The 12,368-nt window shown below is 54.2% G+C and carries 21 protein-coding genes; all 21 read left to right on the top strand.

Features of this window, described 5'->3' with window-relative positions:
* The first annotated feature begins 158 nt into the window (after positions 1-158).
* Positions 159-530: a 30S ribosomal protein S12 gene (gene rpsL / locus HX839_RS09410; protein ID WP_002555494.1), complete on the top strand. Its 372-nt coding sequence runs from the start codon at positions 159-161 to the stop codon at positions 528-530.
* 118 nt (positions 531-648) lie between these two features.
* On the top strand, positions 649-1,119 hold the full coding sequence (rpsG, locus tag HX839_RS09405; RefSeq protein ID WP_002555493.1) for a 30S ribosomal protein S7: 471 nt from the start codon (positions 649-651) through the stop codon (positions 1,117-1,119).
* A gap of 30 nt (positions 1,120-1,149) precedes the next feature.
* Positions 1,150-3,255, top strand: a complete 2,106-nt coding sequence (gene fusA, locus HX839_RS09400) for an elongation factor G (protein WP_003210087.1) — start codon at positions 1,150-1,152, stop codon at positions 3,253-3,255.
* A gap of 30 nt (positions 3,256-3,285) precedes the next feature.
* Complete coding sequence (tuf, locus tag HX839_RS09395) at positions 3,286-4,479, top strand: elongation factor Tu (protein WP_003210085.1); 1,194 nt, start codon at positions 3,286-3,288, stop codon at positions 4,477-4,479.
* 141 nt (positions 4,480-4,620) lie between these two features.
* A complete protein-coding gene (gene rpsJ / locus HX839_RS09390; protein WP_003210084.1) occupies positions 4,621-4,932 on the top strand; it encodes a 30S ribosomal protein S10 in 312 nt (103 codons plus the stop codon).
* 81 nt (positions 4,933-5,013) lie between these two features.
* Positions 5,014-5,649 carry a 50S ribosomal protein L3 gene (gene rplC, locus HX839_RS09385; RefSeq protein ID WP_003194649.1) on the top strand — a complete coding sequence of 212 codons (636 nt, stop codon included), beginning with the start codon at positions 5,014-5,016 and terminating at the stop codon, positions 5,647-5,649.
* Positions 5,650-5,661: 12 nt separating this feature from the next.
* The gene (gene rplD / locus HX839_RS09380; protein ID WP_003210082.1) at positions 5,662-6,264 is read left to right on the top strand and encodes a 50S ribosomal protein L4; all 603 of its coding nucleotides are present in this window, start codon (positions 5,662-5,664) and stop codon (positions 6,262-6,264) included.
* Positions 6,261-6,560 (top strand): 50S ribosomal protein L23, encoded by a 300-nt coding sequence (rplW, locus tag HX839_RS09375; RefSeq protein ID WP_002555488.1) that lies wholly within the window; start codon positions 6,261-6,263, stop codon positions 6,558-6,560. Before rplD ends, rplW begins: the two co-directional genes overlap by 4 nt.
* A 14-nt stretch (positions 6,561-6,574) precedes the next feature.
* The gene (gene rplB, locus HX839_RS09370) at positions 6,575-7,399 is read left to right on the top strand and encodes a 50S ribosomal protein L2 (protein WP_003210080.1); all 825 of its coding nucleotides are present in this window, start codon (positions 6,575-6,577) and stop codon (positions 7,397-7,399) included.
* A gap of 16 nt (positions 7,400-7,415) precedes the next feature.
* On the top strand, positions 7,416-7,691 hold the full coding sequence (gene rpsS / locus HX839_RS09365; RefSeq protein ID WP_002555486.1) for a 30S ribosomal protein S19: 276 nt from the start codon (positions 7,416-7,418) through the stop codon (positions 7,689-7,691).
* A gap of 13 nt (positions 7,692-7,704) precedes the next feature.
* Positions 7,705-8,037 carry a 50S ribosomal protein L22 gene (gene rplV / locus HX839_RS09360; RefSeq protein ID WP_003210077.1) on the top strand — a complete coding sequence of 111 codons (333 nt, stop codon included), beginning with the start codon at positions 7,705-7,707 and terminating at the stop codon, positions 8,035-8,037.
* A 13-nt stretch (positions 8,038-8,050) separates the two neighbouring features.
* Positions 8,051-8,737: a 30S ribosomal protein S3 gene (gene rpsC / locus HX839_RS09355; RefSeq protein WP_003176422.1), complete on the top strand. Its 687-nt coding sequence runs from the start codon at positions 8,051-8,053 to the stop codon at positions 8,735-8,737.
* A gap of 12 nt (positions 8,738-8,749) precedes the next feature.
* Entirely contained in the window at positions 8,750-9,163 is a 414-nt protein-coding gene (rplP, locus tag HX839_RS09350; RefSeq protein WP_003210075.1) for a 50S ribosomal protein L16, read from the top strand.
* Positions 9,163-9,354 (top strand): 50S ribosomal protein L29, encoded by a 192-nt coding sequence (gene rpmC / locus HX839_RS09345; protein WP_002555481.1) that lies wholly within the window; start codon positions 9,163-9,165, stop codon positions 9,352-9,354. The genes rplP and rpmC overlap by 1 nt, the downstream gene beginning before the upstream one ends.
* Positions 9,355-9,356: 2 nt before the next feature.
* A complete protein-coding gene (gene rpsQ / locus HX839_RS09340) occupies positions 9,357-9,623 on the top strand; it encodes a 30S ribosomal protein S17 (RefSeq protein ID WP_003176419.1) in 267 nt (88 codons plus the stop codon).
* Positions 9,624-9,646: 23 nt separating this feature from the next.
* Positions 9,647-10,015 (top strand): 50S ribosomal protein L14, encoded by a 369-nt coding sequence (gene rplN / locus HX839_RS09335; RefSeq protein WP_002555479.1) that lies wholly within the window; start codon positions 9,647-9,649, stop codon positions 10,013-10,015.
* 11 nt (positions 10,016-10,026) lie between these two features.
* Positions 10,027-10,341 carry a 50S ribosomal protein L24 gene (rplX, locus tag HX839_RS09330; RefSeq protein ID WP_003210072.1) on the top strand — a complete coding sequence of 105 codons (315 nt, stop codon included), beginning with the start codon at positions 10,027-10,029 and terminating at the stop codon, positions 10,339-10,341.
* Positions 10,342-10,361: 20 nt separating this feature from the next.
* Positions 10,362-10,901 carry a 50S ribosomal protein L5 gene (gene rplE, locus HX839_RS09325; protein WP_003210069.1) on the top strand — a complete coding sequence of 180 codons (540 nt, stop codon included), beginning with the start codon at positions 10,362-10,364 and terminating at the stop codon, positions 10,899-10,901.
* A gap of 13 nt (positions 10,902-10,914) precedes the next feature.
* On the top strand, positions 10,915-11,220 hold the full coding sequence (rpsN, locus tag HX839_RS09320) for a 30S ribosomal protein S14 (protein WP_003176414.1): 306 nt from the start codon (positions 10,915-10,917) through the stop codon (positions 11,218-11,220).
* Between the two features lie 208 nt (positions 11,221-11,428).
* Positions 11,429-11,821, top strand: a complete 393-nt coding sequence (gene rpsH, locus HX839_RS09315; RefSeq protein WP_003186040.1) for a 30S ribosomal protein S8 — start codon at positions 11,429-11,431, stop codon at positions 11,819-11,821.
* Positions 11,822-11,833: 12 nt separating this feature from the next.
* On the top strand, positions 11,834-12,367 hold the full coding sequence (gene rplF / locus HX839_RS09310) for a 50S ribosomal protein L6 (protein ID WP_003176412.1): 534 nt from the start codon (positions 11,834-11,836) through the stop codon (positions 12,365-12,367).
* Position 12,368: the final 1 nt, after the last annotated feature.

Genomic DNA, 12,368 nt, shown 5'->3' with positions numbered 1-12,368 from the left:
TGTCCCGGTTCGATGGAAGGGGAGGTCGGGGCCTTGCCTTGACTGGGGACAAGATCCTCTTTAGACTCTTGTACCCCTAAATTTGGCGGGAATTCGTTCCTGCCATTTTGCTTTTCTTGCAAGACAATAGCGTCGCAAGACAACAGTGGAGCTAGTAGATGGCAACTATCAACCAGCTGGTACGTCAGCCGCGTAAGCGTATCGTCGAGAAATCCGACGTGCCTGCGCTGCAGAACTGCCCGCAACGTCGTGGCGTATGCACTCGCGTGTATACCACTACGCCGAAAAAACCTAACTCGGCACTGCGTAAAGTATGCCGTGTGCGCCTGACCAACGGTTTCGAGGTTTCCTCGTACATCGGCGGTGAAGGTCACAACCTGCAAGAGCACAGCGTGGTACTGATCCGCGGCGGTCGTGTAAAAGACTTGCCAGGTGTTCGTTACCACACCGTACGCGGCTCCTTGGATACTTCCGGCGTTAAAGGTCGTAACCAGGGTCGTTCGAAGTACGGTACCAAGAAGCCTAAGTAGTAGCGGCTTTTTGTAAAACTGAATCATCTTATTTTCTGAGTCGATAAGAGTAAGGTCGGAGGCGTCCCGAAAGGGCACCGATTCCGAGCGAACCTGAAGACCGTTTGAGGGCTTATCCATGCCAAGAAGACGCGTAGCAGCCAAGCGCGAAGTGCTTGACGATCCAAAATACGGAAGCCAAATCCTGGCCAAGTTCATGAACCACGTAATGGAAAGCGGCAAGAAAGCCGTTGCCGAGCGTATCGTTTATGGCGCGCTGGAAAAGGTTAAAGAACGCAAGAACAGCGACCCCCTGGAAATCTTCGAGAAAGCTCTCGACGCCATCGCTCCGCTGGTCGAAGTGAAGTCGCGCCGTGTAGGCGGTGCTACTTACCAGGTTCCGGTTGAAGTTCGCCCGTCCCGTCGTAACGCTTTGGCAATGCGCTGGTTGGTAGACTTCGCCCGTAAGCGCGGCGAGAAGTCTATGGCCCTGCGTTTGGCTGGCGAACTGTTGGACGCTGCTGAAGGTAAAGGTGCTGCTGTTAAGAAGCGTGAAGACGTGCACCGTATGGCTGAAGCCAACAAAGCTTTCTCGCACTACCGCTTCTAATTCTAGCTTCACTAATTTTGCGAGGGCTTTATGGCTCGTACTACTCCGATTAGCCGCTACCGTAACATCGGTATCGTTGCTCACGTGGATGCTGGTAAAACCACCACCACCGAGCGCGTACTGTTTTACACCGGCAAAAGTCACAAAATGGGCGAGGTGCATGACGGCGCCGCGACCACAGACTGGATGGTTCAGGAGCAGGAGCGTGGTATTACCATTACTTCTGCTGCTATTACCGCCTTCTGGAAAGGTTCCGAGAAGCAGTACAAGGACGAGCACCGCTTCAACGTAATCGATACCCCGGGCCACGTAGACTTCACCATTGAAGTTGAGCGTTCCCTGCGTGTACTCGACGGCGCTGTCGTTGTGTTCTGCGGTACTTCGGGTGTTGAGCCTCAGTCGGAAACCGTATGGCGTCAGGCCAACAAGTACGGCGTTCCACGTCTTGTTTACGTAAACAAGATGGACCGTGCTGGTGCCAACTTCCTGCGCGTGATCGGTCAGATCAAACAGCGTCTGGGTCACACTCCGGTGCCAATCCAGTTGGCTATCGGTTCCGAAGACAACTTCCAGGGTCAGATCGATCTGATCAACATGGAAGCTGTTTACTGGAATGACGCTGACAAAGGCATGGTTCCTGTTCGTAAGCCTATCCCTGCAGAACTGCAGGAGCTGGCTGACGAGTGGCGTAACAACATGGTTGAGGCTGCTGCCGAAGCCAGCGAAGAGCTGATGAACAAGTACCTCGAAGGTGAAGAACTCACCAACGTGGAAATCAAGGCCGCTCTGCGTCAGCGTACTATCGCTGGTGAGATCGTTCTGGCTGTTTGCGGTTCTTCCTTCAAGAACAAGGGTGTTCCCCTGGTTCTCGACGCCGTTATCGACTACCTGCCTGCTCCAACCGACATTCCTGCTATCAAGGGTACCAACCCTGATAACGAGGAAGAAGAGATGGAGCGTCACGCCGATGACAGCGAGCCGTTCTCGGCTCTGGCGTTCAAGATCGCTACTGACCCATTCGTGGGTACTTTGACCTTCGTCCGCGTTTACTCGGGCGTGTTGGCCTCCGGCGACGGCGTGATCAACTCGGTTAAAGGCAAGAAAGAGCGTGTGGGTCGTATGGTGCAAATGCACGCAAACGCCCGTGAAGAGATCAAGGAAGTACGCGCTGGTGACATCGCGGCCCTGATCGGCATGAAGGACGTCACCACTGGTGAGACTTTGTGCGACGCTGCCAAGCCAATCATCCTGGTTCGCATGGACTTCCCGGAGCCGGTTATTTCGGTTGCCGTTGAGCCTAAGACCAAGGATGACCAGGAAAAAATGGGTATCGCTCTGGGCAAGCTTGCTCAGGAAGATCCATCTTTCCGCGTCAAGACTGATGAAGAGACTGGTCAAACGATCATCTCCGGCATGGGCGAGCTTCACCTGGACATCCTGGTTGACCGGATGCGCCGTGAGTTCAACGTCGAAGCCAACATCGGTAAGCCTCAGGTTTCCTATCGTGAGCGCATCACGAAGAACTGCGAAATCGAAGGCAAATTCGTTCGTCAGTCCGGCGGTCGTGGCCAGTTCGGCCATTGCTGGATCCGTTTTGCTCCTGCTGATGAAGGTCAGGAAGGTCTGCAATTCGTGAACGAAGTAGTGGGCGGTGTTGTTCCTAAGGAATACATCCCGGCTATCCAGAAGGGTATCGAAGAGCAGATGAAGAACGGTGTTGTTGCCGGCTATCCGCTCATCGGCCTGAAGGCGACCGTTTTTGACGGTTCTTACCACGACGTCGACTCCAACGAGATGGCGTTTAAGGTGGCTGCTTCCATGGCTACCAAGCAACTGGCCCAGAAGGGCGGTGGTGAGTTGCTTGAGCCAATCATGGCAGTAGAAGTCGTTACGCCTGAAGACTACATGGGTGACGTGATGGGCGACCTTAACCGTCGTCGCGGCATGATCTTGGGTATGGAAGATACGGTTTCCGGCAAAGTGATTCGTGCCGAGGTTCCGTTGGGCGAGATGTTCGGTTATGCGACCGACGTTCGTTCCATGTCTCAGGGTCGCGCAAGCTACTCTATGGAATTCAAAAAATACAACACAGCTCCGGCGCACATCGCTGAAACTGTATCCAAAAAACAAGGCTGATTCAGTCCTTTAGGCAAGGAGTTAATTGTCGTGGCTAAAGAAAAATTTGATCGTTCCCTACCGCACGTAAACGTTGGCACTATCGGCCACGTTGACCACGGTAAAACCACTCTGACCGCTGCTCTGACTCGCGTCTGCTCCGAAGTTTTCGGTTCGGCTCGTGTTGACTTCGACAAGATCGACAGCGCACCAGAAGAAAAAGCTCGTGGTATCACCATCAACACCGCGCACGTTGAATACAACTCGCTGATCCGTCACTACGCTCACGTTGACTGCCCAGGTCACGCTGACTATGTGAAGAACATGATCACCGGTGCTGCCCAGATGGACGGCGCGATCCTGGTTTGCTCGGCCGCTGATGGTCCGATGCCGCAAACCCGTGAGCACATCCTGCTGTCCCGTCAGGTAGGCGTTCCGTACATCGTGGTTTTCCTGAACAAGGCTGACCTGGTAGACGACGCTGAGCTGCTGGAACTGGTTGAGATGGAAGTGCGCGATCTGCTGAGCACTTACGACTTCCCAGGCGACGACACTCCGATCATCATCGGTTCTGCTCGTATGGCTCTGGACGGTCTTGACGACAACGAAATGGGCACCACTGCCGTTCGTAAACTGGTTGAGACTCTGGACAGCTACATCCCAGATCCAGTTCGTGTTATCGACAAGCCGTTCCTGATGCCAATCGAAGACGTATTCTCGATCTCCGGTCGTGGTACTGTTGTGACTGGTCGTATCGAGCGCGGTATCGTTAAGGTTCAAGATCCACTGGAAATCGTTGGTCTGCGTGACACTACCGTCACCACCTGCACCGGTGTTGAAATGTTCCGTAAACTGCTCGACGAAGGTCGTGCAGGCGAGAACTGCGGCGTTCTGCTGCGTGGTACCAAGCGTGACGACGTTGAGCGTGGCCAGGTTCTGGTCAAGCCAGGTTCGGTTAAGCCGCACACTACCTTCGAAGCTGAAGTGTACGTGTTGAGCAAAGAAGAAGGCGGTCGTCACACTCCGTTCTTCAAAGGCTACCGTCCACAGTTCTACTTCCGGACCACTGACGTGACCGGTAACTGCGAACTGCCGGAAGGCGTTGAAATGGTAATGCCAGGCGACAACATCAAAATGGTTGTCACCCTGATCAAAACCATCGCAATGGAAGATGGTCTGCGTTTCGCTATCCGTGAAGGCGGTCGTACCGTCGGCGCTGGCGTCGTAGCCAAAATCATCGCTTAATAAGTGATGACTTGAAAAAGCCCCCGCTCAGCGGGGGCTTTTTTATTGAGTTGACACCCATATGGGGCGTCTATAGAATTGCGCCTCCTTTTAACGGGCGTGTTGCGCTCGCTGGGAATAGCAGCCGGAGTCTGAAATCCAATGGCAAATCAGCAAATTCGTATCAGGTTGAAGGCTTTTGACCACAAACTGATCGACCAATCCACCCAGGAAATCGTGGAAACCGCGAAACGTACTGGTGCTCAAGTGCGTGGTCCAATTCCACTGCCTACCCGTAAAGAGCGGTTCACCGTTCTGGTCTCCCCGCACGTCAACAAAGACGCGCGTGACCAGTACGAGATCCGTACTCATAAGCGCGTGCTGGACATCGTCCTGCCAACGGATAAAACCGTTGATGCACTTATGAAGCTTGATCTGGCGGCCGGTGTGGAAGTACAGATCAGCCTCGGCTAAGACTTGGGTCTTAGTCGTGTAACGCTCTGAAATGGGCGGCCATAGCGGGTGAAAGCCCCGTACACTCATGAGGTTTACAACATGACTATTGGTGTAGTCGGTCGTAAATGCGGTATGACCCGTATTTTCACCGAAGAAGGTGTCTCCATTCCGGTCACGGTCATTGAGATCGAACCGAATCGCGTCACCCAGTTTAAAACTGAAGAAACCGATGGCTATCGTGCAGTGCAAGTCACTGTCGGCGAGCGTCGTGCTTCGCGTGTGACTGCTGCTCAAGCAGGTCACTTCGCTAAAGCAAACGTTGCAGCTGGTCGTACTGTCATGGAGTTCCGTCTTGAAGACGGCGACTACCAGGCTGGCGATCTGATCAACGCTGAAATCTTCGCCGCTGGTCAACTGGTTGATGTAACCGGTCAGTCCAAGGGTAAAGGCTTCCAGGGTACGATCAAGCGTTGGAATTTCCGTGGCCAAGACAACACTCACGGTAACTCCGTTTCCCACCGCGTCCCGGGCTCTATTGGCCAGTGCCAGACTCCTGGTCGTGTATTCAAGGGCAAAAAAATGTCCGGTCATATGGGCGCTGAGCGCGTGACCGTGCAGTCCCTCGAAGTAGTGCGCGTCGACGCTGAACGCAATCTGTTGTTGGTCAAGGGTGCTGTTCCTGGCGCTACTGGCGGCAACCTGGTTGTACGTCCAGCGGCCAAGGCTCGCGGTTAAGGGGAAGCTGACATGCAATTAAACGTAAATGACGCTCAAGCGATCGAAGTTTCCGAACTGACATTTGGCGGCGAATTCAACGAGACGCTGGTTCACCAAGCAGTCGTGGCCTACATGGCCGGCGGCCGTCAAGGTAGCAAGCAGCAAAAGACCCGTTCCGACGTTCGTGGTGGCGGTAAGCGCCCTTGGCGTCAGAAAGGTACTGGCCGCGCTCGTGCCGGTACTATCCGTAGCCCAATCTGGCGTGGCGGCGGTACCACTTTCGCAGCACGTCCACAGGATCACACCCAGAAGCTCAACAAGAAGATGTATCGCGCAGCACTGCGCTCCATCCTTGCTGAACTCGTGCGTACTGATCGTCTGGTCGTGGTTCAGGACTTCGCTGTTGAAGCGCCGAAAACCAAAGATCTGCTGAACAAGCTGAACGGCATGGGCCTGACTGACGTCCTGATCGTGTCTGAAGCTGTTGATCAGAACCTGTACCTGGCTGCTCGCAACCTGCCACACGTTGATGTACGTGACGTGCAAGGTTCCGATCCAGTTAGTCTGATCGCATACGACAAGGTGTTGATCACCGTGTCGGCCGTGAAGAAATTCGAGGAGCTGCTGGGATGAACCAGGAACGCGTATTTAAAGTTCTGCTTGGCCCGCACGTTTCCGAAAAGGCTACGGTTCTGGCTGACAAGAAAGGCCAGTTCGTTTTCAAGGTTGCAACTGACGCAACCAAGCTGGAAATCAAGAAGGCCGTCGAAAGCCTGTTCAGCGTGAAAGTAGAGCGTGTTACTACCCTGAATGTTCTGGGTAAGAGCAAGCGCACTGCTCGCGGTCTGGGCAAGCGTAATGACTGGAAGAAGGCAGTTATCTCCCTTCAGCCAGGCCAAGATCTCGATTTCAGCAGCAGTGCTGAGTAAGGAAGGGGTGCATCATGGCAATCGTTAAATGCAAACCGACTTCCCCTGGCCGCCGTTTTGTGGTCAAGGTGGTCAACCAGGAGCTGCATAAAGGCGCTCCTCACGCACCGCTGCTCGAGAAGAAATCGAAGACTGGTGGTCGTAACAACAATGGTCGTATTACCACTCGTCACATCGGTGGTGGCCATAAGCAGCATTATCGTCTGGTCGACTTCCGTCGCAACGACAAAGATGGCATCGCTGCCACTGTCGAGCGTATCGAATACGATCCAAACCGTACTGCTCACATCGCTCTGCTGCTGTACGCAGATGGCGAGCGTCGCTACATCATCGCCCCTAAAGGCGTGAGTGCTGGTGACCAGCTGATCGCAGGTGCTTTGGCACCGATCAAGCCGGGCAACGCTCTGCAACTGCGCAACATTCCAGTTGGTAGCACCGTACACGGCATCGAATTGAAGCCGGGTAAAGGCGCGCAAATCGCTCGTTCCGCTGGTGCTTCGGCTCAGCTGATCGCTCGTGAAGGTGTCTACGTGACCCTGCGTCTGCGCTCTGGTGAAATGCGTAAAGTATTGGCTGAATGCCGTGCGACCCTGGGCGAAGTCTCGAACTCCGAGCACAGCCTGCGTTCGCTGGGTAAAGCTGGTGCCAAACGCTGGCGTGGCGTTCGCCCAACCGTTCGTGGTGTTGCCATGAACCCGGTTGACCACCCACACGGTGGTGGTGAAGGTCGTACCTCTGGTGGTCGTCATCCGGTATCGCCATGGGGCTTCCCGACTAAGGGCGCGAAGACTCGTGGTAATAAGCGTACCGACAAAATGATCGTCCGTCGTCGCAAGTAAATAGAGGGATACGACAGTGCCACGTTCTCTGAAAAAAGGTCCTTTTATTGATCTTCACCTACTGAAGAAGATCGAAGTGGCGGCGGAAAAGAACGATCGCAAACCGGTGAAAACCTGGTCGCGTCGTTCGATGATCCTGCCACAAATGGTCGGTCTGACCATTGCAGTGCATAACGGTCGTCAACATGTTCCAGTTCTCGTGAACGAAGACATGGTCGGCCACAAACTAGGCGAGTTTGCCGGTACCCGCACATATCGTGGGCACGTGGCAGACAAGAAAGCCAAGCGTTAAGGGGTAAGGAACGATGGAAGTAGCCGCTAAGTTGTCGGGCGCTCGAATCTCCGCCCAGAAAGCCCGCTTGGTCGCCGACCAGATCCGCGGGAAGAAGGTGGGCGAAGCGCTCAACCTGTTGGCTTTCAGCAGTAAGAAAGCCGCCGAGATCATCAAGAAAGTGCTGGAGTCGGCCGTAGCCAACGCCGAGCACAACGAAGGCGCAGACGTTGATGACCTGAAGGTCAGCACCGTTTTCGTCAACGAAGGGCGTTCGCTGAAGCGCATCATGCCTCGTGCCAAAGGCCGAGCTGATCGCATCGTCAAGCGGTCTTGCCATATCACTGTCAAGGTTGCTGACAAGTAACGGAGTCGAAGAGATGGGTCAGAAAGTACATCCCATTGGCATTCGCCTGGGAATCGTCAAGGAGCACACCTCCGTCTGGTACGCAGACGGTCGGACTTATGCGGACTACTTGTTCGCTGATCTGAAGGTGCGTGAGTATCTCCAAGACAAACTAAAAAGCGCGTCCGTGAGCCGTATCGATATCCATCGTCCTGCTCAAACTGCACGTATCACCATCCACACCGCTCGTCCAGGTATCGTTATCGGGAAGAAAGGTGAAGATGTTGAGAAACTGCGCCAGGACCTGACCAAGCAAATGGGTGTGCCTGTGCACATCAATATCGAAGAGATCCGCAAGCCGGAGCTCGACGGTATGCTGGTTGCGCAGAGCGTAGCTCAGCAGCTGGAGCGTCGCGTAATGTTCCGTCGCGCTATGAAGCGCGCAGTACAGAACGCCATGCGCATTGGTGCCAAAGGCATCAAAATCCAAGTGAGCGGTCGTCTCGGCGGTGCTGAAATCGCACGTACTGAATGGTATCGCGAAGGTCGTGTGCCACTGCACACCCTGCGTGCCGACATCGACTATGCCAACTACGAAGCTCACACCACCTACGGTGTGATCGGTGTAAAGGTTTGGATCTTCAAAGGCGAAGTAATTGGTGGTCGCCAAGAAGAACTGAAACCACAAGCACCAGCGCCTCGTAAAAAAGCTGCTAAGTAAGGGGTACGCCAAATGTTGCAACCAAAGCGTACGAAGTTCCGCAAGCAGATGACAGGCCACAACCGTGGTCTGGCTCAGCGCGGTAGCAAAGTCAGCTTCGGCGAATATGCGCTGAAGTCTGTAGCTCGTGGTCGTCTCACCGCTCGTCAGATCGAGTCAGCGCGTCGTGCACTGACCCGTCACGTTAAACGTGGCGGCAAGATCTGGATCCGTGTATTCCCGGACAAGCCTATCTCCAAAAAGCCCCTCGAAGTTCGGATGGGTAAAGGTAAGGGTAACGTGGAATATTGGGTTGCCCAGATTCAGCCAGGCAAAGTCCTGTATGAAATCGAGGGTGTTACTGAAGAGCTGGCGCGTGAGGCTTTCGCCCTGGCTGCTGCAAAGCTGCCGCTCGCCACCTCCTTTGTTAAACGGACGGTGATGTGATGAAAGCGAATGAACTTCGTGAAAAATCCGCACAGCAGCTGAACGAGCAACTGCTCGGCCTGCTGCGCGACCAGTTCAATCTGCGTATGCAGAAAGCAACTGGCCAGTTGGGGCAGTCTCATCTGCTCTCGCAAGTTAAGCGTGACATTGCTCGCGTGAAGACTGTGCTCAACCAGCAGGCAGGTAAGTGATCATGGCTGAAGCCGAAAAGACTGTCCGTACGCTGACTGGCCGTGTTGTCAGCGACAAGATGGACAAAACCATCACCGTTTTGATCGAGCGTCGCGTTAAGCACCCGATCTACGGTAAATACGTTAAGCGTTCGACTAAGCTGCACGCGCACGACGAAACCAACCAGTGCCACATCGGCGACAAAGTCACTATTCGTGAAACTCGTCCGTTGGCCAAGACCAAGTCTTGGGCCCTGGTTGATGTTCTCGAACGCGCTGTGGAAGTCTAAGGACTAGGGGTCGGAGAAATTATATGATTCAGACTCAATCCATGCTCGATGTGGCCGATAACAGCGGCGCACGCCGCGTTATGTGCATCAAGGTGCTGGGTGGCTCCCATCGTCGTTACGCTGGTATCGGTGACATCATCAAAGTTACCGTGAAGGAAGCAATTCCTCGCGGTAAAGTGAAAAAAGGCCAAGTGATGACTGCTGTTGTAGTCCGCACTCGTCACGGCGTACGCCGTGCAGATGGCTCCATTATCCGCTTTGATGGCAACGCTGCTGTTCTTCTGAACAACAAGCAAGAGCCGATCGGCACCCGTATCTTTGGGCCAGTGACCCGTGAACTTCGTACTGAGAAGTTCATGAAGATCGTCTCGCTCGCCCCAGAAGTGCTGTAAGGAGATCCGACATGCAAAAGATTCGTCGTGACGACGAGATCATCGTGATCGCCGGCAAAGACAAAGGTAAGCGCGGTAAGGTGCTGAAGGTTCTTGCTGATGACCGTCTGGTCGTTAGTGGTCTGAACCTGGTCAAGCGTCATACCAAGCCTAACCCGATGTCGGGCGTACAAGGCGGTATCGTCGAGAAAGAAGCGCCACTGCACGCTTCTAACGTCGCCATCTTCAACGGCGAAACCAACAAGGCTGACCGCGTTGGTTTCAAAGTAGAAGAAGGTAAGAAAATTCGTGTCTTCAAGTCGACCCAAAAAGCGGTTGATGCTTGAACACTGCTAGGTAGAAGACCATGGCACGACTAAAAGAGATTTACCGGAAGGAAATCGCACCGAAACTTAAGGAAGAACTTAAGCTTTCGAACGTGATGGAAGTTCCGCGCGTTACCAAAATCACCCTGAACATGGGTCTGGGCGAAGCGATCGGCGACAAAAAAGTCATCGAGCACGCTGTTGCTGACCTGGAAAAGATCACCGGCCAAAAAGTCGTTGTGACCTACGCTCGTAAATCCATCGCTGGCTTTAAAGTCCGTGAAGGATGGCCGATCGGCGTCAAAGTGACTCTGCGCCGTGAGCGTATGTACGAATTCCTGGATCGTCTGCTGTCGATCTCCCTGCCTCGGGTCCGCGACTTCCGCGGCCTGAATGCCAAGTCCTTCGATGGTCGTGGTAACTACAGCATGGGCGTTAAAGAGCAGATCATCTTCCCGGAAATCGACTACGACAAGATCGATGCTCTCCGCGGTCTGGACATCACCCTGACCACCACTGCCAAGAACGATGATGAAGGCCGCGCTCTGCTGCGTGCGTTCAAATTCCCGTTCCGCAACTGATTGGAGTAGGACCATGGCCAAGATGAGCATGAAAAACCGCGAGCTGAAACGTCAGCTCACGGTTGCCAAGTACGCCAAGAAGCGTGCAGCACTGAAAGCAATCATCGTTGATCTGAACGCAAGTCCAGAAGCACGTTGGGAAGCTACAGTTGCTCTGCAGAAGCAGCCACGTGACGCAAGCGCTTCGCGCATGCGTAACCGCTGCCGCCTGACCGGTCGTCCACACGGCGTTTACCGCAAGTTCGGCCTCGGCCGTAACAAACTGCGTGAAGCGGCAATGCGTGGTGACGTACCAGGTCTGGTTAAAGCCAGCTGGTAAGTACTTTCGAAGTCTCGGTGGCCAGGATCGCAAGATACTGACCACCGGTGGCCTAGAATCTGGAACAAGCCCCTTTTGGGGCTTGTTTCATTTCCGGAGTGTGTCTAAAATACGCGGCTCGCCTGAGCCCGTGTGTTTTGTGCTCGGAGATTCTCGGCGACACGTAATGGCCGCAAGGCTAATTTTTTTGTATTAGGAGCGTCTAGCCATGAGTATGCAGGACCCGTTAGCGGACATGCTAACTCGTATCCGTAATGCCCAGATGGCTGAAAAGTCCGTCGTAAGCATGCCATCTTCCACGTTGAAGGTTGCTGTTGCCAAAGTCCTGAAAGACGAAGGCTACATTGCGGGTTATCAGATCAGCAGCGAAATCAAACCACTGCTGTCCATCGAGCTGAAGTACTTCGAAGGCCGTCCGGTCATCGAAGAAGTGAAGCGCGTTAGCCGTCCAGGCCTGCGTCAGTACAAGTCCGTTGATGATCTGCCAAAAGTTCGTGGCGGTCTCGGTGTGTCTATCGTCTCCACCAACAAAGGTGTGATGACGGATCGTGCTGCGCGCGCTGCCGGTGTCGGCGGCGAAGTTCTTTGCACTGTGTTCTAAGGGGGGATAAGCATGTCACGCGTCGCTAAGAACCCCGTTAAGCTGCCAGCCGGTGTCGAAGTAAAATTCGCAGGCCAACAGCTTTCGGTGAAGGGTGCCAAGGGCACTCTGGAACTGAACATCCATTCGTCCGTTGAGATCGTTGAAGAAGCTGGTGAGCTGCGTTTCGCTGCTCGCAATGGCGATCAACAAACTCGCGCAATGGCCGGTACCACTCGTGCGTTGGTAAACAACATGGTCCAAGGCGTAAGCCAAGGCTTCGAGCGCAAGCTCCAGCTGGTCGGTGTTGGTTACAAAGCGCAAGCAAAAGGCACGGTTCTGAACCTGGCCCTTGGCTTCTCGCACCCAGTGGATTACGAACTGCCGGAAGGCATCACCGCTGAGACCCCTAGCCAAACCGATATCCTGATCAAGGGTATTGATAAGCAGCTGGTAGGTCAGGTGGCCGCTGAGATCCGCGACTTCCGTCCACCAGAGCCGTACAAAGGCAAAGGTGTGCGCTACGCGGACGAAGTCGTCCGTCGTAAAGAAGCCAAGAAGAAGTAGG

Source organism: Pseudomonas sp. I8001, assembly GCF_013385345.1.
GTDB lineage: Bacteria > Pseudomonadota > Gammaproteobacteria > Pseudomonadales > Pseudomonadaceae > Aquipseudomonas.
The sequence above is the reverse complement of the archived record's forward strand: the minus strand, read 5'-3'. Positions and strand labels throughout refer to the sequence as shown.